The 22342-nt window shown below is 43.8% G+C and carries 22 protein-coding genes; 4 read left to right on the forward strand and 18 right to left on the reverse strand.

Going from position 1 to position 22342, the window contains the following annotated elements; all coding sequences use genetic code 11:
* Window positions 1-263 precede the first annotated feature (263 nt).
* Entirely contained in the window at window positions 264-539 is a 276-nt protein-coding gene (locus IGI73_RS13770; protein WP_005228003.1) for a hypothetical protein, read from the forward strand.
* Window positions 540-589: 50 nt separating this feature from the next.
* Window positions 590-1420 carry an NUDIX domain-containing protein gene (locus tag IGI73_RS13775; protein ID WP_005228002.1) on the forward strand — a complete coding sequence of 277 codons (831 nt, stop codon included), beginning with the start codon at window positions 590-592 and terminating at the stop codon, window positions 1418-1420.
* Window positions 1421-1565: 145 nt separating this feature from the next.
* On the opposite strand, the gene IGI73_RS13780 is transcribed toward IGI73_RS13775, so the two are convergent.
* The 5 genes from IGI73_RS13780 to opp3b are packed head-to-tail and all read right to left on the reverse strand — an operon-like array spanning window position 1566 to window position 6584.
* Complete coding sequence (locus IGI73_RS13780) at window positions 1566-2564, reverse strand: RNA-guided endonuclease TnpB family protein (protein WP_010749109.1); 999 nt, start codon at window positions 2562-2564, stop codon at window positions 1566-1568.
* A gap of 30 nt (window positions 2565-2594) precedes the next feature.
* Entirely contained in the window at window positions 2595-3533 is a 939-nt protein-coding gene (locus IGI73_RS13785) for an ABC transporter ATP-binding protein (protein WP_428206763.1), read from the reverse strand.
* 14 nt (window positions 3534-3547) lie between these two features.
* Window positions 3548-4600, reverse strand: a complete 1053-nt coding sequence (locus IGI73_RS13790; RefSeq protein ID WP_428206816.1) for an ABC transporter ATP-binding protein — start codon at window positions 4598-4600, stop codon at window positions 3548-3550.
* Window positions 4600-5643: an ABC transporter permease gene (locus IGI73_RS13795; protein ID WP_005227994.1), complete on the reverse strand. Its 1044-nt coding sequence runs from the start codon at window positions 5641-5643 to the stop codon at window positions 4600-4602. Before IGI73_RS13795 ends, IGI73_RS13790 begins: the two co-directional genes overlap by 1 nt.
* Entirely contained in the window at window positions 5643-6584 is a 942-nt protein-coding gene (gene opp3b, locus IGI73_RS13800) for an oligopeptide ABC transporter permease (RefSeq protein ID WP_005227991.1), read from the reverse strand. Before opp3b ends, IGI73_RS13795 begins: the two co-directional genes overlap by 1 nt.
* Window positions 6585-6668: 84 nt before the next feature.
* Between opp3b and IGI73_RS13805 the strand changes: the two genes are divergently transcribed.
* Window positions 6669-7004: a DUF3899 domain-containing protein gene (locus IGI73_RS13805; protein WP_005227990.1), complete on the forward strand. Its 336-nt coding sequence runs from the start codon at window positions 6669-6671 to the stop codon at window positions 7002-7004.
* 100 nt (window positions 7005-7104) lie between these two features.
* On the opposite strand, the gene IGI73_RS13810 is transcribed toward IGI73_RS13805, so the two are convergent.
* The 12 genes from IGI73_RS13810 to IGI73_RS13865 all read right to left on the reverse strand — a co-directional run bounded on the left by IGI73_RS13810 (window position 7105) and on the right by IGI73_RS13865 (window position 19898).
* A complete protein-coding gene (locus IGI73_RS13810; protein WP_005227982.1) occupies window positions 7105-8766 on the reverse strand; it encodes a peptide ABC transporter substrate-binding protein in 1662 nt (553 codons plus the stop codon).
* A gap of 443 nt (window positions 8767-9209) precedes the next feature.
* Entirely contained in the window at window positions 9210-9857 is a 648-nt protein-coding gene (gene pcp / locus IGI73_RS13815; protein ID WP_167821420.1) for a pyroglutamyl-peptidase I, read from the reverse strand.
* A 30-nt stretch (window positions 9858-9887) separates the two neighbouring features.
* On the reverse strand, window positions 9888-10808 hold the full coding sequence (locus IGI73_RS13820; RefSeq protein WP_005227977.1) for a DUF979 domain-containing protein: 921 nt from the start codon (window positions 10806-10808) through the stop codon (window positions 9888-9890).
* Complete coding sequence (locus tag IGI73_RS13825) at window positions 10809-11492, reverse strand: DUF969 domain-containing protein (RefSeq protein WP_010749105.1); 684 nt, start codon at window positions 11490-11492, stop codon at window positions 10809-10811.
* Window positions 11493-11686: 194 nt separating this feature from the next.
* Complete coding sequence (gene rlmN / locus IGI73_RS13830; protein WP_231435901.1) at window positions 11687-12754, reverse strand: 23S rRNA (adenine(2503)-C(2))-methyltransferase RlmN; 1068 nt, start codon at window positions 12752-12754, stop codon at window positions 11687-11689.
* 300 nt (window positions 12755-13054) lie between these two features.
* Entirely contained in the window at window positions 13055-13351 is a 297-nt protein-coding gene (locus tag IGI73_RS13835) for a hypothetical protein (RefSeq protein ID WP_005227970.1), read from the reverse strand.
* A gap of 8 nt (window positions 13352-13359) precedes the next feature.
* Window positions 13360-13731, reverse strand: a complete 372-nt coding sequence (locus IGI73_RS13840) for a type II toxin-antitoxin system PemK/MazF family toxin (RefSeq protein ID WP_005227961.1) — start codon at window positions 13729-13731, stop codon at window positions 13360-13362.
* Window positions 13732-13740: 9 nt separating this feature from the next.
* On the reverse strand, window positions 13741-14862 hold the full coding sequence (gene alr / locus IGI73_RS13845; RefSeq protein WP_074536114.1) for an alanine racemase: 1122 nt from the start codon (window positions 14860-14862) through the stop codon (window positions 13741-13743).
* Between the two features lie 122 nt (window positions 14863-14984).
* The gene (gene acpS / locus IGI73_RS13850) at window positions 14985-15350 is read right to left on the reverse strand and encodes a holo-ACP synthase (protein ID WP_015510424.1); all 366 of its coding nucleotides are present in this window, start codon (window positions 15348-15350) and stop codon (window positions 14985-14987) included.
* A gap of 203 nt (window positions 15351-15553) precedes the next feature.
* Entirely contained in the window at window positions 15554-17077 is a 1524-nt protein-coding gene (cshA, locus tag IGI73_RS13855) for a degradosome RNA helicase CshA (RefSeq protein ID WP_005227956.1), read from the reverse strand.
* Window positions 17078-17367: 290 nt separating this feature from the next.
* On the reverse strand, window positions 17368-18717 hold the full coding sequence (locus IGI73_RS13860) for a UDP-N-acetylmuramoyl-tripeptide--D-alanyl-D-alanine ligase (protein ID WP_438759264.1): 1350 nt from the start codon (window positions 18715-18717) through the stop codon (window positions 17368-17370).
* A gap of 86 nt (window positions 18718-18803) precedes the next feature.
* On the reverse strand, window positions 18804-19898 hold the full coding sequence (locus IGI73_RS13865) for a D-alanine--D-alanine ligase (RefSeq protein ID WP_115232835.1): 1095 nt from the start codon (window positions 19896-19898) through the stop codon (window positions 18804-18806).
* A 182-nt stretch (window positions 19899-20080) separates the two neighbouring features.
* Between IGI73_RS13865 and IGI73_RS13870 the strand changes: the two genes are divergently transcribed.
* On the forward strand, window positions 20081-21823 hold the full coding sequence (locus tag IGI73_RS13870) for an ABC1 kinase family protein (RefSeq protein ID WP_428206766.1): 1743 nt from the start codon (window positions 20081-20083) through the stop codon (window positions 21821-21823).
* Window positions 21824-21875: 52 nt separating this feature from the next.
* On the opposite strand, the gene IGI73_RS13875 is transcribed toward IGI73_RS13870, so the two are convergent.
* The gene (locus tag IGI73_RS13875) at window positions 21876-22328 is read right to left on the reverse strand and encodes a YaiI/YqxD family protein (RefSeq protein ID WP_015510428.1); all 453 of its coding nucleotides are present in this window, start codon (window positions 22326-22328) and stop codon (window positions 21876-21878) included.
* Between the last annotated feature and the right edge of the window lie 14 nt (window positions 22329-22342).

Below are 22342 nucleotides of genomic sequence, written 5' to 3' on the forward strand. Positions count from 1 at the left end.
ATAACCTAAGACCTTTTTCCATGGTCTACAAGGAACAAAGGAATCGTTTTGGTACTTAATACGCAGCAAATAAACCAGCAGATTTGAGCATTTCTTTTCTACTAGTTATCATAGCGCAGATAGCCGTTCACTTCAATGTTCTAGGGGAAGAATCTGATCCTGACAACGAATCTCTTAGGAAATAAAGGTGTTTTATCTCTCTTTGATTAACAGGTGCTTCTTTTGCTATAATGAGGAAGACTTCACTTATAGAAAGGAACGCTATGACTCGAAAAAACAAACAGCATTTTTTGCTTTTAACTGTGCTTTCTGTGGGACACTTGCTTTTTTCAACCACAAGTTACCCCTTTTTGTTTGCGTACTTCAATAGCCATGATTATGCTGCGCTCTTTGCAACAGCGATGGCAGTCCTCCGTGTACTTTTTTTGCTCTGGATCGCTCTTTGGGGCTATTCAGCACTCAAAGAACACCCGCCGTCTTCTTGGCTTTATCTCGCATTATTTTTCCTTAATTTGATCGTTCCTTATTTTTTCCGTTAAGGAAAACCGTCGCGTTCAGCTACTTACTTTATCTAAGGCAGGAGAAACCAATGAAAGAATTTACCTCAAAATCAGCTGAAAAACACTACTATGAAAAAGAAGCGTCAGAAGCAGAGTTTCTTACATGGTATCAGGCGCAAGATCAGCCGAAATACGAGAAACCTTCCGTAACCGTCGATATGGTTTTGATGTGTTACAACAAAGAAGAAGAACAATTAAAAATTGCGCTGATCCAAAGAAAAGGCCACCCTTTCCGTAATTCTTGGGCATTGCCGGGAGGCTTCGTCAATCCCAATGAATCGACGGGGCAAAGTGTGATCCGTGAGACGCAAGAAGAGATCGGGGTCACCATCTCCAAGCAAAACATCGAACAGCTGCATACCTTCAGCACCCCAGATCGCGATCCTCGCGGTTGGGTGATCACCGTCAGCTATTTGGCTTTTATCGGTGAAGAACCCTTAAGTGCCGGTGACGATGCGAACCAAGTACGCTGGTTCTCTTTAGAAAGAAAAGCCAATCAAATTTATTTGACCAGCGGCGAGATCGAGATCATTCTTGACCTAGTGACTGGCGCCTCTGTTGGAAAAGATACGTTGGCTTTTGACCACAGCGCGATCATCCTCAAAGCTTTCAAACGGGTTGCCAACAAGATGGAACACGAGCCACAAGTGCTGCTCGTGTTAGGCAAAGACTTTACGATCACGGAAGCCCGTAAAGTATTCGCCAAGTTTTTAGGGATCGATTTTAAAATGATCGATCATTCCAACTTCAAAAAATCCATGCTCCAATATTTTACGGAAGTTGGCGAAAAGCCCGTCGGCATCGGGCGTCCCTCAAAGATCTATCGCTTAAATGACGCATTTTTAGGTGACAAAATGTAAAAAAATACAACCCCCTGTCAGACCGTAGTTTGGCAGGGGGTTGCTGGTTAATCATAATTAGTGAACGTGGTTCCTAGAAACAAAAATCAGAAAGATTTTTTCTATACCCTAGGCGATCCCTGGCGTTCCTTCCAGTTCAAGCGGCTCAGCTGCTCATTTCGCCTGAGAGCCGTTCTAGCTTCTGTTGGTCCTGCGTATCCAACGTGACAAACCGCAGTTCTTTGCCGTACCACTGCGCTTTGTACTGGATTTTGCGAACGAATTGATGCCAATCACTGATGCTGTAATGACCAGCTTTTAAAACCGTATCTTCTGCGATTTGTTCCAAATAGATCGTATCGTACTGTTTTACGAGATGGTAGCTGACTTGATCAATGAATTCCCGCTTTTGACAGCAGTGAAAACGATAAAGGCGAGCGACCTTTCCTTTTAGCTTCTGATAATTTCGCGCCTGGGTCAAAAGGATTTTCTTCCGTTTGACCGCCGTCGCTTTCACCTGAAGTTTGCGTTCTGCTCGCGTCAGCTTTTGCTTCGTTTGGATGGCATGCTCACAGGTGATGGGTATCGGCTGGTTGGCTTTGACCAACTGCTGCGGATCATAAACAACAGCGACAGAGGCTTGCTGCTTCGGCAATGGCGGGATCTCTTCCAAACAAAGGATCGAGATGTAAAACTCTTCGTTGTTTTTTGCTGAGATCGTTGCCGATTTGATCTTGCCTTTGATCGCCCGATGCTTTTTTACGGGAACCAATGTTTTAAGCTTTGGCAGTTTGATTTGATCGTCTTCAAAATAAATGGTGTGCTGCTGATTATTGGTGGTATACGATTGCCAGATACTTTTTTTGGTTTTCATTTTTGGAAAGCCAGCCCGCTTTTGAAAGTAATTTCGAAACGCTCGGTCCAGATTCCGTTGTGCATTCGCCAATGCCAAACTATCGGTCTCCTTCAAAAAAGGATACTCCTTTTTTAGTTTGGCTGGCGTCAACCCTTGCTTTGCTTCATTGTTGGCCAGCTCCTCCATCTTTGCCTCTAGCAGTTGATTGTACGTAAAACGTACACAGCCGAAGGTTTCGATGAAAAACTGTTTTTGCTGTCCATTAGGATAGATCCGAAATTTGTATGCTTTTAAAACACCCAGTTTCATCTCCTCCTAACACTCCCTATACCTTTGACGCTAGTTCCCCTTTTTTTGTGCTAACTTTTCTTGATAGATCTTGGCTTCTTTTTTTGTGGCATAAACGAAATGTCCTGGTGCGATCTCTTCCATTGCTCGTTCTTGGTTATCGTTTGGTTCGCTGACGTATTTGATCCGCTTGCGTTGACGCTCATGGTCAGGATCTGGCAGCGGAATCGCTGATAAAAGACTTTCAGTATACGGATGGACCCCGTAATGATAGATTTCATCGCTGGTGCCTACTTCTAGCAGTTTGCCGTTGTGCATCACGCCGATCCGATCGCTGATGTGTTTGACCATCGATAAATCATGGGCGATAAACAAGTACGTCAATTTATGTTCTTCTTGCAGATCTTGCAGCAAGTTGACGACTTGGGCTTGGATCGAAACATCCAATGCCGAGATTGGTTCATCACAGATGATGAATTTTGGATCGACAGCTAACGCGCGGGCGATCCCGATCCGCTGACGTTGTCCACCTGAAAATTCATGGGGATAACGGGTCCCGTGACTTGGGTTTAGTCCGACCGTTTGCAAAAGTTCATCCACCCGATCATTGCGTTCTTTTTCATTTTTGGCTAGTCCGTTGATATCGATCCCTTCGGCAATAATGTCCCGAACTTTCATCCGTGGATTCAAGGAAGCATAAGGATCTTGGAAGACCATTTGAACTTCCCGGCGAAAATCAGCCAGCGGTTTCTTGCCTTTGATTTTCATAACATCTTGTCCATCAAAAAGAACTTCGCCTCCGGTAGGGTTATTCAAGCGAATCACTGTCCGTCCAGTCGTCGATTTTCCGCTTCCGGATTCACCGACTAGACCAAAGGTTTCTCCTTCATAGATTTGGAAGGAGATATCATCGACGGCTTTGACTTCGTCTTTGCGGCCAACGTTAAAATATTGTTTGAGATTCTTTACTTCAAGTAAAACTTTTTCCAACCGTTTCTCCTCCTTTAGACAGATGCCTGAGTATTTTTTTCTTGGAATTTTTTCCAGCGAATCAAGATCTCATCCGGCGGAGTCACTTTCGGTGCTTGTGACGCTAACAGCCAAGTGGCCGCTTTGTGCGTCGGTGAGACGTCAAAGAATGGCGGTTGCTGTTCAGCATCGATCTGCAAGGCAAACTCGTTCCGTGGATAAAAAGCATCACCTGTTGGCGGATCTAACAAATCTGGAGGTGAACCAGGAATCGCGTACAAGCGATCGCCTGTTCCTTCTAACGTCGGCATCGAACCTAACAAGCCCCAAGTGTATGGATGTTGTGGGTTATAGAAGATCTCTTCTGCGGTCCCCACTTCGACGATTTTCCCACCGTACATCACGGCCACCCGATCCGCCACATTGGCAACGACCCCTAAGTCATGGGTAATGAAGACGATGGAGGAATTGATTTTCTTCTGGATATCTTTTAATAACTCTAAGATTTGTGCTTGGATCGTTACATCCAATGCAGTCGTTGGTTCATCTGCAATCAAGATCTGCGGGTAACAGATCAACGCGATCGCAATGACGATCCGCTGCCGCTGACCACCAGAAAATTGATGCGGATAATTTTTCAAGCGTTTCTCAGCATTCGGGATGCCGACAAGGTTCAATAGTTCCAACGCTTGTCGCAAGCCTTCTTTTTTACTGATTTTGTTGTGCTTCATCAATGATTCTGCCACTTGCTTGCCAATCGGCATCGTTGGGTCCAATGAAGTCATTGGATCTTGGAAAATCATGGCGATTTCCTTGCCACGGATTTTTTGCAGTTCTTTTTCGGATTTTTTCAAAATGTCCGTCCCATTGAAGAGGATCTGGCCATTATCGACATTGGCATTGCTGGCTAACAACCCCATGATACTGCGGGTCGTCACGGACTTGCCGCTCCCAGATTCGCCCACGATCGCCAAGGTTTCTCCTTTGTATAGATCGAAACTGACATCGCGGATCGCTTGGACTTTCCCAGCAAAGGTGTCAAAAGAAATTTCTAAGTTTTTCACTTCTAAGACTTTTTTCATAGCAATCACTCTTTCATTTTCGGATCAAAGGCATCACGCAAACCGTCTGCCAGCAAGTTGAACCCAATCATAATCACAGACAAGGTCACAGCTGGTACCCACATTTGGTAAGGCAGGAACAAGAAGGTTTTGTAGCCATCGCTTAGTAACATCCCTAAAGATGCTGAAGGTGGTTTTAATCCTAGCCCAATAAAGCTTAGGAAGGCCTCGAAGAAAATCGCCGAGGGGATACTGAACATCATTTGTACGATGATCACGCTGGAAATATTCGGTAATACGTGTTTCATCGCAATCTTGAGGCGACTTTCCCCCAGCGTCGTTGCGGCTAAAACGAATTCTTGATCTTTTAGTTTCATCGTTTGGGCCCGTACAATCCGCGCCATTGGAATCCAGTTAGTGATCGCCATTGCTGCCACGATCGAGAAGATCCCAGGTTCAAAAACCACCAACATCAAGATCATTACCACTAAGTTGGGAATACCAGATAAGATTTCTAGAAAACGTTGCATCACATTATCGATCCGTCCACCTAAAAGACCAGAGATCAGGCCATAGGTTACACCAAAGATGATGTCAAGCATTGCCGCGATAAACGCGATCAACAAGGAAATACGTGTCCCTACGAATAGACGACTCAATAGGTCACGACCCAAGCCATCCGTTCCTAAAAGGAAATACGTCCCGTCAGGAACATTGGCAGCTGCATACTTATCTACTAGCTCGCCTCCCACCATCGCATAGCCGTTTAAGCCATTGATGTTGATACCAGGAATTTTCGGCGGCAGATTTGTAAAGGTTACATTTTGCGCGGTTGGATCATGCGGCGAGACAAAAATCGTAATGATTGAGATCGCGATAATGATCAGCAACAAAATGATTGAGAAGACCGCGGCTTTGTTCTTTTTCAGACGACGCCATGAATCTTGGAAAAACGTTAATGAAGGGGTTGCGATCGCTTCACGCTCTTCATTGGTATTTTTTTGTAACGGTTGAAATTTGGCTGCATCGATGGCAGCAACATCATTTGCTGTGTAAGGTTTCTCTGCCATTAGCCACGACTCCCTTCTGAAACTCGGATCCGCGGATCAACGATTCCATATAAAATATCAACAACAAGAATAACAAAGACCAACATCGCGGAATAAAGAATTGTTACCGCCATGATCGTTGGATAGTCATTGGTCATGATTGATTTTACGAACTGTTCACCGATACCTGGGATCGCAAAAATATTTTCTACGACAAGAGAACCCGTCATCAAACCGACAGCTAGCGGTCCTAACAGCGTCAATAACGGAATCAAACTATTCCGCAAACCATGCTTGAAGGCAATTTCCCAGCGGCTCAACCCTTTTGCTCGTGCCAACTCGACATAATCACTATGCAGCACTTCCACCATCTCGGTTCGAATAAACCTGGCGGAATCCGCTAACGGCGACATCGCCAAGGCGACGGTCGGTAGGATCGTGCTGGCAAAGGTCTCCCACTTAGCAATCGGTAAGATCCCTAGTTTGATGGCAAAAATGTATTGCAGCAACACGGCAAAGACAAAGTTAGGGATCGAACGTCCTAAGATCGCCACTAAGGTAGACGTTGTATCGATCCAAGTATTTTGTTTCATCGCAGAGATCGTTCCTAAAATGATCCCAAAGAACGTACCAAAGATGATCGCTTGTAGCCCTAGTTGCAGTGAAGGTCCGATTCTTCCTGATAATAAATTCGCTACTGGCTGGTTTTTAAATTGGAAAGAGATCCCAAAGTCACCTTTTAGTAAATTGGTCAAATAAAGCCAATATTGGGTAATGATCGGTTTGTCCAATCCTGCTTGCTCATTTAGCAAGGCAATTTGTTCTGGACTTAATTTTTCAGCATTCGTATATGGTGTTCCTGGCAAAAATTGCATCAAGAAAAAGGTGATCGTGGCAATCAGCCATAATGTTAAGACCATGTAGAACACTCGTTTCAATAAATATTTCAAAAAGCTGTTCACGCAGTTTCCCCCTTAAGTATTTTGACTTCTATTCAATAATTATGTAAATTAACATAGTACGAATCATTAAAAAGGAGTCAGATCATGAAAATAAAAAAAAGTAGTGGGCTCATACCCCTCCTATGCCTCGCAATTTCTGGCGGATGGTTAGCCATAAAAAATGAATTTTCCATAGCAGCTCTTTCAGATGCCCTTTTCTTGTGGGCGCTGTTCTTTTTGATCATTGGCGGTTTTTTATGGGTATTTGCTTCTGGTTTCTTTGACCATTTTCAATACTCCATGAAGAAAGCTTTTTCCAAAAATAAAACAGATTATCTGAAATTATCCCAAGTCGGCAAACAGAGCTACGCCTTTTGGTTATGGCCTGGTGTCTTCTTGTTATTCCTTTCATTGCTCTTTTTAATGATTGCTACTAGTTAATTTCATTCTTATAGTTTTACTCATTGAAATGAGAAGCAAAAGGCTGAGACAAGAAATTGTCCCAGCCTTTTCTTCGGCATTTCAAGTCAACTACTCGTGATTATTCGATTGATGTCCACTTGTAGTCGTATTGTGCGCCCGCTGCGTGAGCAACAACACCTTTGACTTTTGTTGCACGTAAGTGTGCTTCCGCTTTTTGATAAACTGGAATGACACCTTGTTCATTCATAATGATTTTTTCTGCATTGACTAGGTCTTCCCAACGTTTGTCAGGGTCATTGGCATTGGTTGTACCCGCTGCTTCAACGGCTGCATCGTATTCTTCGTTGCTCCATTGTCCACGGTTGTATGAGTTGCCTGTCGTAAACAAGTCAGTAAAGCTACTTGCATCGGCATAGTCAGCACCCCAACCGCCCATTACTGTATCAAAATCACCAGCGTTTGAACGATCCAAACGAACAGAGAATGGTACTGGACTTAACGTGACTTTCACACCGTCCAATGTTTTTTCGATCGTATCTTGCAAGTACTCAATGATTTTCTTCGTTGAGTCTGTATCAGAAGCTAAGATATCAAATTCTAATGAATCGATCCCTAATTCTTCTTTGGCTTTTTCCCAATGTTCTTTGGCTTGCTCTTCATTGTATTCAATGACACTGCCAGCTGCTTCCGTGAAGTCCGTATGATCGCCAGGGCTGAAGGTCATACCTTCTGGTACCAACCCAGTTGAAGCAATCGAACCATCCCCTAAGATCGATGTCACTAAGGCATCACGATCGATCGCATAAGAGATCGCTTTACGTAAGTTTTCGTTACGGAAAGGTGAATCTTCATCACGTTGGTTCAATTCTAGGTAAGAAGTCGTTGCTTCTGGTTGAGAAACGAAGGCTTCATCGTTAGCCATTTGTTGCGCTAATTCACCTGTTAGGATGACATCATCTGCTTGACCATCTTGGAAAAGGTTCAAGGCAGTTGAGGATTCTTTCACGACGCTTACGTTGATCGTTTGTAATTTAACAGTATCTTTGTCCCAATATTGGTCGTTCTTTTCATAAGCCCATTCCGTATCCGTTCCTGGTCCATCAAACCCAGTCAAGACAAACGGTCCATTATAGACAGCATTGTCGCTAGTTGACGCATATTGATCGCCATTTTCTTCTACCACTTTTTGATTTTGTGGGAAGAAGGATGGGAATGCTAATAAATAGTCAAAGTAAGGTGTTGCTTTTGCTAGGGTGATTTCTAATTCATAATCCCCCACTGCTTTGATGCCTAGCTCTGATGGATCCGTATCGCCTGCTGTGATGGCATCTGCGTTCTTAACTGGTGAAAATAGATACGCGTATTCTGATGCTGTTTCAGGTTTGACTGTCCGTTGCCAACCATAGACATAATCCGCTGCTGTAACAGGGTCACCATTTGACCATTTCGCATCTTCACGTAATTTGATCTTGTAAGTCAGTCCATCCTCGCTGACTTCAGCTGCTTCAGCTGCACCAGCAGGTTGTGGTGTACTGTCAGCATCCAAACGATACAGACCTTCATATACATTGTTCAATGCACTGAAGCTGATCGTATCGGTTGCTAATGAGAGATCCGCACTTGGCATTTCTTGTGAAACCACTACGTTAAACACTTGTTCTGCACTGCTGTCGCCGCTTGCTGCTGTGTCATTGCTTGAACTATTTGTTCCGCCCGTTGTACAACCGGCTAACGCCACGCCACACACAGCCACTAAACCATAGGCCCATTTATTCTTCATCCTGTCCTACCCCTTAATTGAATTAATTTTCAGAATAATCATGCGATTTCTGAAGTTAGATAAGATTTTAATTAATAATTATTAAAAAAGCAATCCTTTTTTCGATAAAAAACACCTCTGACAGAAAGTTTTCTTGGTATTTACTTACCTTAATCTCATCAAACATTCGTTAAATGCTATTTTTCCTTTCTTTATTTATAAGAAATAAAGCAAAAAAAATAATAAAAAAACATGGTTAAATGTAACTTACATTCGTTTTCCGTCTTTCTTTTTCATTTGATCCGTCAAAATGAGAAATGTCTGATAGAAGGGTAAACATACAGAAATCGCCAATGATTTTTATCAAAATAGTCCAAAAAAAGACCTGATCGCATGCTTGCTGATCAGGTCTTCTCGCCTTAAAGACATTCGTTTCATCCCCGAAAGGATGTCCTCTTTAATGATTAATGGATCGCGCCGCCAATTGCTTTTAGATCTTCTTTGTCGGCATAATCAACGATGGCTTCCACCGCTGCAGTCAATCCTTTGGCGATGTCTTCGATGCTCATTGCAGGCTGTCCTGCTTTATCGACGACTTGCTGAGGAATAAACGGCACGTGGATAAAACCGCCCTTCATTTCAGGGTATTTTGTATCAATCATGTATTGTACTTGATACATGATGTGGTTGCAGACGAAGGTTCCAGCAGTATTAGAAACGGCTGCCGGTATTCCTGCTTTTTTCATATTTTCTACCATTGCTTTGATCGGCAGTTGTGTGAAGTAGGCAGGCTTGCCTTCTGTTTGGATCACTTCATCGACGGGTTGATTGCCTTCGTTATCAGGAATCCGGGCATCATCCACATTGATCGCCACTCGTTCTGGTGAGATGGCAAACCGTCCACCCGCTTGGCCAATGTTTAAAACGACATCTGGGTGGATCTCTTCAATTTTCTCTGCGACGATCGCTGCTGATTTCCCAAATACAGTGGGGATCTCTGCTTTCACAATCTGTGCACCATGAATTGTATCTGGCAACAATTTCACTGCTTCTAAGGCAGGATTGATTGCTTCTCCGCCAAATGGATCAAATCCGGTAATTAGTAGTTTCATTTCCATCATCCTTCCCTCTTTGTTTTACCACTAAAATGCCCAAAAGTACATTAAAGCGATGTGGATCACTAACAATAATAAAGCAATTGGGGCTTGTGCTTTAATGACGCCATTGGGGTCTTTCATCTCTAACAAGGCCACTGGCAGTGCATTGAAATTGGCTGCCATCGGAGTCAGCAATGTGCCACAAAAACCAGCGGTCATTGCCAACGCACCAGCAACGACTGGGTCGCCGCCTTGCGCCATCACAAAAGGTACACCGATGCCTGCAGTAATAACGGTAAATGCCGCAAAACCATTTCCCATAATCATAGTAAAGATCATCATTCCTAAACAGTAAGCCACGACACCGATAAAACGATTGCCTTCTGGCACGACACCAGAGATTCCTTGAGAAATCACATCACCGACACCAGCAGCGTTAAAAATGACACCTAGTGCTGCTAATAACTGCGGCAAGATACCGGCAGTTCCGACTTGACGAAGCATCCGGTCGGAATCGTCCAGCACTGTTTTCGGTTTAGCGGAAGTCAACACGACTGCCAACAAGAGCGCTAAGATCGATGCGATCCCGATTCCAACTTGGCCTCCTAATGGTGTATAAGAAATCACCACAGCGATCAATGCTAAGCTGATACATGGCACGAAGATCGTACTACCGATCCGTTTAGCCGATGCTTCTGCTTTTTCATCATCCACGTCCACGATTTTACCAATCTGCACTTGTTTGAAGAAGGTCAAACAGCCCATCAAAACGATCAAAATCCCGTCCACAAGATACGGCAAGAAATTCCCGAAAGCAAAGACGATCCCTAGCAGTAACCAAAAAGCAGAGGTGCCTAATCGGGTGGGATGATCCGCTTCGCGAAAAACCCGTACAGCCGTCATGATCGACAGCAATCCGATCAAGATATAAAAGAATTCCAGTAATCCGTTAACGATTCCTTCCATCTATTTGTCCTCCTTCTTGCCATATTTTTTTGCTAATTTACGATCAAAGAGCAAGTTCGACAACGTAGCAATGACTAAGACGATCAATGCGATCGGCAATGAGGCTTGCGCGATCGAACTAGCTGCCACATCGTAGCCAAGAGATTGCAATGTTCCTACGATCAATAGCACACCAGAAGCAGCCACAAAGGTATTTTGGGCAAAGAAATTCCCGAAGTTTTCGTTAGCGGCAGCCCGAGCTTTGATTTTTTCCTGATCTTTTTCATCCAGTTCCCCAAATTTGTTTTCCCCAGCAGCTTGCGCCATCGGGTTAACGATCGGGCGGATAAATTGTGTATGTCCTTGGATCCGAATAGAGAAAAAGCCAGCAAGTTCTCGAATAAACAAGTACAAGCTCAAGAACTTCCCTGGTGTTAAGCCTTTGATCTTTTCAATCAATATGACTGCCTGCTGCTTCAAGCCAAAACGTTCTGACAAGCCGACCATCGGTAGTGTCAGTAAGAACAGCGTAACGAGTCGATTATTGACAAACGCTTCTCCTAACATTGTTAAAAAATCAACAACAGAAATCCCCGACACAAGCGCGGTGACAAAACCAGCAACGATTACGACAGCAATAGTATCTAGCTTCAGCAAAAAGCCGACTAAAATAACTAGAATACCAATTAATTTAATCCATTCCATCAAATCATCCTTTCACGATAAGTTATTTTTAATGGATACCAGCTTTTAGTATAATCTATTTTTTTCTTGTAAAACAATGTTTTTTGAATTTTCTTTCGAGGAATACGCTTTCTTTAATGTGTTTTTTAATTACTTTGATAGTAAATAAAAAAAGAAGAACTGCGCTTGTGCAGTCCTTCTTTTGCTTTTTACGTTTAAGAAGCGGAGGCTTCTTTTTTCATTTGTTTGCTTCGCAGCTGTCCGCAAGCTGCGTCGATATCTGTCCCGTGTTCTTTACGGATCACGCAATTGATGCCGTTTTTCTTTAAAATGTCATAAAAGGCTAGCACATCGGCTTTTTTACTTCGAGCGTATTGGTCATGCTCACTCACTGGGTTATATGGGATCAAATTGACGTATGACAATTTCTTTTTATCCTTCAATAAAGCAGCCAACTGACGGGCATGTTCTGGCCGGTCATTGACATGATCCAGCATGATGTACTCAAATGTGATCCGACGATTGGTTTTTTCTAAATAATAGTCGACCGCTGCCATCAGCTTTTCAATCGGGAAACTCCGATTGATCCGCATCATGGAGGTTCTGACTTCGTTATTTGGGGCATGCAGCGAAATCGCTAGGTTCACTTGCAAGCCGTTCTCCGCAAACTCTCTAATTTTATGCGCTAAGCCGCTGGTTGACACAGTAATATGCCGCGCGCCGATCGCTAAGCCTTTCGGGTCATTGATGATCTGTAAGAAATGCATCACATTGTCATAGTTATCAAAGGGTTCGCCGATCCCCATGACCACCACGTGAGAGACTCGTTCCCCCTCATTGCGTTCATCAAAATAGTGTTGTACTAACATGATTTGAGCCACGATCTCGCCTGCCGTTAAGTCTCGTTGCTTCTTTAATAACCCACTGGCACAAAACGTACAGCCGATGTTGCAGCCGACTTGGGTCGTCACACAAACGGACATGCCATATTCTTGACGCATCAAGACCGTTTCAATCATGTGATTGTCTGGCAATTGGAATAAATACTTGACGGTTCCGTCACTGGCTTCTTGTACCACCATCTGTTTCAGGGGATTGATCACAAAGGCTGCCGACAGTTTCTCAATCAAAGGTTTCGGTAGGTTGGTCATTTCTTCAAAGCTGGTTACTCGTTTTTCATAGAGCCACTCCCACACTTGGTTGGCACGGAATTTCTTTTCTTTTTGTTCAGTTATCCACAAAGATAGATCTGATTTGGTAAGTCCATAAATCGATGGGTTCACTTTTTTCCCTCTTTTCAAACTAGTCGCTACATACTATAACTGAATTCTTTGTGAAAAGCAACCGTACATTGGCTGATCTTCAAAGCATTCTAGCCCCACGCTTTTGTGGTATTCCTCTTTTTTGAAGATGCTCTTTCTTCCATTCATTGAATCTTTGTCCATAGGAAACCTCTCACAAAGACCTGCATGAAAAAAACAAGCAGTGACAGAACCTGCTCCGATGTACGAAACAAAGCGGCTCTTTCCTGCTTGTTTTCATGAGGGGGCTGTTTCCTCGTGCGCGTTACTTTCATTACATGATCACATTTCAAAAGAAAGCACTCTGCCTTCTTTGGCGGTCAACATGCCCCGTTGCGGCGGCTGCAGTTGCAAATAAAGTTGTAGCGACATTTCTAGTATCAGCTCTTTGTCTCCCTGCTGAAAAACGCCGTAATAATGTGTCTGTTCCCGCTTTTCTTCATATGTATGACTCACAAGATAATATCCTTGTTCCATGGTTTCGTTGCGCTTTTTTGTTTCTGAAAGAAAACGGCGAATATGTTTATACGTAAAGAAACTCAATAAAATGACAACTGCTATTAATACTACATACCCCATTGACAGATTTACACCTCGATCGTTGATGTGGCAAAAGTCGGCTCAACACCAATACTGATCATCAAGGCAGCATCGACTTCACACATCACTTTATCGTCTAAGTGACAAACCTTTTCTTTCAAACGGCTTTTGTCGATCGTGCGAATCTGTTCCATCAAAATGACGGAGTCTTTGCCAATCCCTGTGCAGGAAGCAGAAATCCCAATATGCGTTGGTAATTTCGGCTTCGCCATTTTTGCCGTGATCGCCGCAATGATCACAGTGGGACTGAAGTGATTCCCTAAGTCATTTTGAATGATCAAGACTGGACGTATCCCGCCTTGCTCCGATCCAACCACTGGTGAAAGATCGGCAAAATAAATATCTCCCCTTTTTACCATAGGACCACCCTAACTTTTATATTCTCGCGGAACCCTTGCTGAAAGGGTACACGCTACTTCATAGTGAATCGTTTCTAACTGATCTGCAACATCCTGCATCGTAATTTGTTCCCCATGATTCTCACCGATCAAGGTGACTGGTGTACCGACAGCAAATGCCCGCGGCAAACGAATCATCAATTGATCCATACACACTCGACCGACGATCTCACAACGCTCGCCTTCTACTAAGATCGAGAAGCCTTGCATTTTTCGTAACCAGCCGTCAGCATAACCGATAGGCACGGTGCCGATCCATTCCTGACGTGGAGTGATATATGTTTCACCATAGCCAATCCCCGCTCCTTTTTCAAGTAATTTCACTTGTATCAGTTCAGAAACGAGCGAAAGCGCAGGTTTTAAGGAAAATGGTTCGCTCAGCGCATGACCTGATGGGTTCAACCCATACATTGCGATCCCAAAACGGACCATATTTCCTACTGCTTCTTTGTGCCATAAAGAGGTTGCGCTATTGCCTGTATGTATATATGTCGGCAAATAGGGCAAAACAGTTAAGACTTCTTTAAAACGTTGATGCTGGGTTTCCCAATAGCTCGTGTCTACTTGATCCGCTGTGGAGAAATGGGTAAAGATCCCTTCCCACTCAAAAGAGGGGTGATCTTCTAACCAAAGAACGGCTTGGCGCACTTCTTCGACAGTCAAAAAGCCGATTCTCCCCATACCAGTATCCACCTTGATATGCACTTTAAGCGGCTTATTTAGAGGGTTCTCCTCTAAATAAGCGCCTGCTTCTATCAGCCAGTCCATCGAAGCGACTGGAAATGACAAATCATAGGTCGTCAGCAAGGTAATATCACACACATTCACGACACCTAAGATCAAAATCGGGTCAGTAATCCCTGCTTCTCTCAATTCGATCGCTTCATCGATCGTCGCAACGCAAAAACCATCTGCGCCGCCTTCTTTGGCTGCAAGAGCGGTTTGAACCGCTCCGTGTCCGTAACCATTCGCTTTGACCACCGCAAAAAGAAATGTCTCGCTTGGTAAGTGAGCAATCTCATGTTTGATGTTCTCGGTAATCGCAGTTGTATCAATTATCGCTTTCGTTGGTCTATGGTAAGCAACCACCATTTCCAGTTCCTTCTTTCTACTAGTGCTTGATCAGACGAACAAATTAAGTTGGTTTTATGTAGTCGGCTGTTTGTCCATGAAGTATCAAAGTCTTCTTGACTGACAGACTACTTCAACTTGGTTTATTCACTATCTAGTACTTCTAAAATAATTTGTGCAAAAGCAGTATCATTTGTATGGGTGATACTGACAAACGTTTTTTCTAAAGGATGCGGTGCTTTAGTAACGATCGGGGCACCGAATTCATTGGTCAAGACTTCAATATCATGAAAAGAAACTTTGCCGATCCCTGTCCCCCAAGCTTTCGAGAACGCTTCTTTGCAGGCATAGCGCCCGCCAAGGAACTCTACCTGACGTTTCAGCGGCAAGCGTGCAAATAATTTTGCTTCCTTCTCTGTTAAAATACGCGTTATAAACTGAGGTTTTTTTTCAATTAATTCTTTCATTCGAGGCAGCTCGACTGCATCGATCCCGATTCCTTTGATCATTCTTTTCTCTACCTTCACCTAAGATAGGGTTTTCCAAATTGGAAATACCCCTTGTTCAGCTAGTTACCATTCTACCAAAAAAATGGCGAATTACCATTCAAATCTGACGAGTTTATACGGAGATTAAGATTTTTAATCGTTCGTATTTGTTTTTTATATAAAAAAAGACCTTGCAAGTTTCCTTACAAGGTCCACAAACTTAATTAGTCTTGGTTATTTCTGATTACGAAACCGCGTTTTTTGTCGTTGCTGCGGCGATTGTTTTTACGGGCACCATCTTTTGAATAGTTGCCGCGGGCTTTATTGCCGTTGCCGCCGCCACGGTTCCCACCGTTTTCTTTGCGGTTACGATTGCCGTTGCTATTGTTGCTGCGACGACCATTTTTGTTGAATGATTTTTTCCCTTGAGGCAATGGACGCTCTGGTGTGATCTTCACTGGTGCTAAATCAGCAGGATCTTTTGCCATAGTTTTTAGAAGCAATGCTGCTAAATCTTGTGCAGAATAACGTTCTAATAGATCGTCGGCTGCTTGCAAGTATTTATCTAAGCCATTTTCATCCAATTTGGTTTCAACAGATTCGATTGCGGCACCTAATTGACCTTTGAACGCTTCTTTTTCGGTCGGTGGGCGCATTGGTGTCATCCGTTTTTTCGTTAAGTTTTCAATGACGTGCAGATAGCTCATTTCGTTTGGTGTAACGAAAGTCACAGACATTCCACCTTTTCCAGCACGGCCAGTACGTCCAATCCGGTGAACATAGCTTTCAGGGTCTTGAGGGATATCGTAGTTGTAAACGTGTGTAACACCAGAGATATCTAATCCACGAGCTGCAACGTCTGTGGCAACTAAGATATCTAGTTGACCACTCTTGAATGAACGCAAAACGCTCATTCGTTTTTGTTGAGAAAGGTCTCCATGAATGCCTTCTGCTTTATAGCCGCGGGCTTCTAAGCCGCGCGCCAATTCATCGACACGACGTTTCGTACGACCGAAAACGATGGTCAATTCTGGCGTTTGCACATCCAATAAGCGAGTCATGATATCAAATTTTTCGTAGTCTTTTGAACGAACATAGTATTGATCGATCAAATCAGCGGTCATTTCTTTGGCTTTGATCTGTACATGTTCAGGCTCTTTCATGAATTTCACGCCGATGTTTTTGATTGCTGGCGGCATTGTTGCTGAAAATAGCAATGTTTGACGAACATCTGGTACTTGGCTGATGATTTTTTCAATATCTTCCAAGAAGCCCATGTTCAACATTTCATCCGCTTCATCTAATACAAGCGTTTCAACGGTGCCTAATTTCAAGGTGTGGCGGTTGATATGGTCTAACATACGACCTGGTGTACCAACCACGATGTGGGGACGATCTTTTAGTTGACGGATTTGACGGCCGATATCGGCTCCACCGTAAACTGCTTGTACACGAATTTTTTTGTCTTTACCAAGACGGTACAATTCTTCTTGGGTTTGGATCGCTAATTCACGGGTTGGGGCAATCACTAATCCTTGTAGTTGATGGTTCGTTGGGTCAATTTTTTCTAACATTGGCAAACCAAATGCGGCGGTTTTACCAGTACCGGTCTGTGCTTGACCGATCACGTCTTTGCCTGCTAAGGCTAATGGAATCGTTGCTTCTTGGATGGGTGTTGCTTCTTCAAAGCCGGCACGCTCAACAGAAGTCAATAATTCGTTGGATAATTCTAGATCTTTAAATTTCAAATGGATCCTCCTAGGCTGGTCATCTTTTCGATGCCTGTTTTTCTATCATCGAAGCGTAGGTTAGTTCTTCAGAAACACAAGAGTAGTCCCATTTACTCTTATCTTTCTCTCGGTACCGAAAAACCGCTTCACGAAGGCATTATAAAAGGCTAAAACAAGTGTTGTTTGTCTCAGCCATCATTTTATCTCAAAACGTCAATGTTTTTTACAGTAATCATTCTGTGCTTCATCTTTCGGCGTTAGATAAGTATAACACGCTTTGAAAGTTTCAGCAAGATTTCAACTCCCTTTTACATTCCTTTTAGTGCATCAACGACTTCACTCAGGCCCATGCCATTGCTGCCTTTGATCACTAGGCTATCGGAAGGTTCTAAAGTTTCTATTAAGGAGGCGATCAGCTGTGGTTTTTCATCGATCGCAAAATAGCGCACCTTGTCAGCAAGGGCGGTGTTCGCTAGTCGTTTTTGCAATGCCTGCATTTCTTTGCCATAAAGGAAAACTAGCTGGAACGAGTCATCCAAGTGTGCGGTCATCTGCTCGTGCATTTGTGGAGAATCTGGTCCTAATTCAAGCATATCTGCCAATACGGCGATCCGTCGTCCTGCTAAAGGCAATTTGCGGAAGCTATCCAATACAAGACCCATGGCCGTCGGATTGGCATTGTAAATATCGCTCAAAATCGCTGCCCCATTACCAGCAGTCACCCATTGGGTCCGATTTTTCGTCAATTGAAAATGCGCCAAGCCTTCCTTGATCGCTTCATCTGCTACACCAAAATGACGTCCTATCCCAATCGCGATCAAGGCATTTTTGACATTATAGCCGCCTAAGACCGGTAAGGTAAAGGTGGTACCTGCTACCGTAAAAATCGTCTGATCTTGCGATTCCTCCACGATGTCTCCTTGTAGATCTCCCTCAGTTAAGCCAAAAGTTTCAATGGTCTGCGTTAAATTGGGAACAAAGGGCTCTAACAATGGTTCATCAGCTGGCATCATAAAGAAGCCGTCTTTTTTCAATCCTGCGGTGATCTCCATTTTGGCTTTGGCGATCCCTTCTCTGGACCCTAAGTTTTCAATGTGGGCTTCGCCAATCAACGTGATAGCGGCAGCGTCAGGTTCTGCTAAGCGTGAAAGGACTTCGATTTCACCTGCATGATCCATTCCCATTTCTAAAATCAATACTTGGGTATCTTCTGGCGCATGCAAGATAGTCAAAGGCACGCCTAGTTCATTGTTGTGGTTGCCTTGGGTTTTATAGGTCTGGTACTTTTGGGCCATGACCGCTTCCACCATATCTTTGGTGGTCGTTTTCCCGTTACTTCCAGTAATACCGATGATTTTCGGTGCAAGCTTTTCTTTATACGCTCGTGCCAATTGTTGGAACGCTTTGACGGTATCCGTGACAGGAATCACAAGGATGTCTTGCGGCGGTTCGATCGTAGGGTGGCTCCACAGTGTGGCGATCGCCCCATTGTCTTTGGCTTGTTGGGCAAATTCATGTCCGTCACGGGTCCCCGCTAAGGGAACAAAAAGACTGTTTTCTTTGATCAGACGGCTGTCGAATTCCACAGAGGCAAGTGGTGTTTCATTTACAATTTGCTGACCAAATACGGCAGCGGCTTCTTTTACAGTAAAATTCATCAGGTTCGCTCCTTTTTTCTAAAAAAAGAAAGCACAAGATCGCTTCAAGTATTTTCCTTGAGTTGAGCTGGCTTTCTTCCTGCTATTTATTCTGCTTCGTTTTCGTTTTCTGCTTCTTTTTCTGTTGCTTCTACATTGGTCAAGAACGAACGTCTTTGATTGAAACGATTCATCCCTAATTGGATCAATTCTTCAATCAAATCCCCATAAGGCAAGCCGGTCTTCTCCCATAGCAGTGGGTACATGCTGAATTCAGTGAACCCTGGCATCGTGTTCAGCTCATTTAAAAAGAGCTCATTTTTATTGGTCAAAAAGAAATCACAACGGCTCAATCCGCTGCCGCCTAACATCGTATAGGCTTTTTTCGCAAACTCTTGAGCTTTGGCTTGTGTTTCTTCTGGAATTTGTGCAGGAATCTGCATCTCGATTCGGTTGTCAATGTATTTGGAATTGTAATCATAAAAGGCAACATCTTTTACGATTTCTCCCGGCATTGTGGTCCGAACGTCTTCGTTTCCAAGAACGGCTACTTCGATCTCACGAGCTTCGATTCCTTGTTCAACGATCGCTCGGGTATCGTAGCGATACGCTTCTTGTAGCGCATTTTGCAGTTCTTCACGGTTCTCGGCTTTCGAGATACCGACACTTGAGCCCATGTTGGCAGGTTTGACAAACATTGGATAAAGCAGACTACCTTCACATTGATCGAAAATCTTTTTCGGATTTTCTTTCCACGCATTTTTCAAGACTGGTACATAGGGAACTTGCGGAATCCCCGCAGCTTGCAAGATATACTTGGTCATGATTTTGTCCATCCCACAGGCACTAGTCAAGACACCGGCTCCGACATAAGGCATTCCGATGGTTTCTAAAAACCCTTGGATCGTGCCGTCTTCGCCATTTGGTCCGTGAAGTAAAGGAAAGACGATCGCGTCTTCTTCGTAGATTGCCCCAGGTGAAATTTCTTCCCCTTTGGTTTCTTCATTGGTCAATGCCAAAGTATCTGGAGACGTTGGCGCCTCAGTCAATAATGGGCCTTTTAACCAGCGTCCTTCTTTGGTGATCATTACTAATTGAACTTGGTAGTAATTATAATATACAGCATTAACAACTGAAAAAGCGGATAACAGTGATACCTCATGTTCTGCACTGCGTCCCCCGTATAATAAAATGATTTTCAAAAGAATTTCCTCCTGTATTCATTGATTCTACCAAACTAAGTCTTCCACATTTTAGCACAAAATCGACCAACCGGCATTAAATCTTGCAGAAATTTCTTTAAGCTTACACAGTCGTTAGTTGAATGTTTTTCATTTTGTCAGTACTATGAATATATCACGGCACGTTTAAAGAGGTGGGACCTATGACAGAACAAACCGCTCCTTCTAGAAAAGGACGATTAAAACAAATCGTTCAAGTCTTTTTGAAATACAAAGTCGTTCAAAATATCAGCAAACAGCAGCACCCCGAAATGGTGCGTCAAGCGTTTGAAGAATTAGGACCAACATTTATCAAAATCGGGCAGATGCTTTCGGTCCGCAATGATCTGCTTTCCAGCACCTTTGTCGATGAATTCAAGCAGCTGCAGGACAATGTCAAAAGCGATCCATTTCCCAAGGTCAAAGCACTGCTGGAAACAGAACTGCAGCAACCGCTAACGGAAGTTTTTTCCGCTTTTGATGAAATTCCAGTCGCCTCAGCTTCCATCGGACAAGCTCATCGAGCAAACTTGATCAGCGGCAAAGAAGTGATCGTCAAAGTACAGCATCCAGGGATCATTGCGGCAATTCAAGTGGATCTCGATCTTTTTGAAAAAGCCCTGCCGTTGGTTCGCGCAATTCCAGAAGCCAATGTGGTGGATTTAAAAAGCGTGCTAAGCGAAGTCCGACGATCACTTGCCAATGAAACGAATTTTTTGCAAGAGATGAAAAACGCACAGGAATTCTACCGCAACAATCACCAAGATCCGCAGTTGGCATTGCCAAAAGTTTATCCCGAATGGTGTACCCAAAAAGTATTAGTCATGGATTACATGGCAGGTGAAAGCTTGAATTGCTTACTGACCCGCAAAAATCAAGACATCGTATATGACAATCAGTCCGTGAAAGCCGTGAAAAAACAAGTGGGGACGCTATTAGTCGAAAACTTTATGAAACAAGTCTTTGAAGATGGCTTCTTTCACGCTGATCCACATCCTGGCAATCTTTTCTTGCATGTCTTCACGAATCAAGCCAACCGCCCACAACCATTTCAAGTCAAGCAGCGCGTCGGTGTCCTCGGCGGGGTCGATTACTCGTTGAAATGGCAAGAAGAAGCTGTCATGCCGCCTTACCAAGTGATTTTCTTGGACTTTGGGATGATGGGTCATTTGGATCAGTCTTTACGCAGCCGTTTAGCCGATGCGTTGATTGCTCTTTATACCCAAGACACCCAAGAAGTCGGCAAAGCCGTCTTGCGGTTGTGCAACAGCAGCGGCAGTTCCTTTGACGAAGTCGCCTTCTACCAAGACCTGCAAAAATTTGTTGAAAACTACTATAATATGCCGCTAAAGGATATCGACTTGCAAAAAGTGATGGCGGAAGTCATCACGATCTGCCATGATAACCAACTGCAGATGCATCGAGACATCACCTTGCTGATCAAGGCTTTTGGTACCTTGGAAGGTGTGATCAAAGCCTTAGATCCCGAATTATCAATGATGGAAGTCACTCAGCCTTTTGCACAAAAATATTTCCTGCAGCAGCTGAGTATTGAAGACGAGGTGAAAAAAAGCGCCTTGGCAACCGCAAAAAGCTTGCGGGCACTTAGCCATCTTCCCGATCGGACCTTGGCTGTCTTAGACACTTTTGCGACTGGTAAACACCGATTGAATCTAGAGATCCGCGAACAAAAGCAGCTATTGGACCGCTTTGATCAGATGGTCAATCGACTGGTGATCGGTATTATTCTAGCTGCGGTCATCCTTGGCTCTTCCTTATTGGTGGTCGCCAGCCCGCAACAAGGAGCCTTCGTCCATCAGATGGGGATCTTCGGATATACCTTAGCATTTTTCGCGATCGTGGCTTTAGTCAGCAAATACTTCTATGATCGTTTTCGCAAGAAATAAATAAGCACCTTCAATTCCCGTGGTTCATGCAGAAGCTGGGTCTTGAGGGTGCTTATTTTGCAAGGGTCTGTCGCAATTCGTTTTCAAAGATTCGTTTGAAGGCTTCCCGATCCTCTTTCGTAAAGGGCTTCGGTCCTTTTGTACGCTTGCCTGCTTTACGCATCTGCGCACCTAAGTAGCGTTGTCCAAGTAAAAAATCGATCGTTTCTGGCAAATACTCTGTGCCGTTATGGTGAAAAACCCGCGCTTTTTTCGGCAAGACCAAAGAGGCTAACCCATAATCTTGGGTAACAAGAAAATCACCGGGCTCTATTTCCTTCACGATTTCATAATCCGCACGATCCGAGCCTTTGTCGACATAGACAAAGTGAACATGGGCAGGATAATCTTTGGTCGTGTAATGATCGACACTGGTGACGATCACCACCGGCAGCTGATATTGCTGAGCCAGCTCAATCACTTCGTTTTTCACTGGCGATCCATCGCCGTCAATAAAAAGTCGCATCTCCACACTCCCCT

This window comes from Enterococcus sp. DIV0755f (assembly GCF_051713725.1).
GTDB classification, from domain to species: Bacteria; Bacillota; Bacilli; order Lactobacillales; family Enterococcaceae; genus Enterococcus_D; species Enterococcus_D casseliflavus.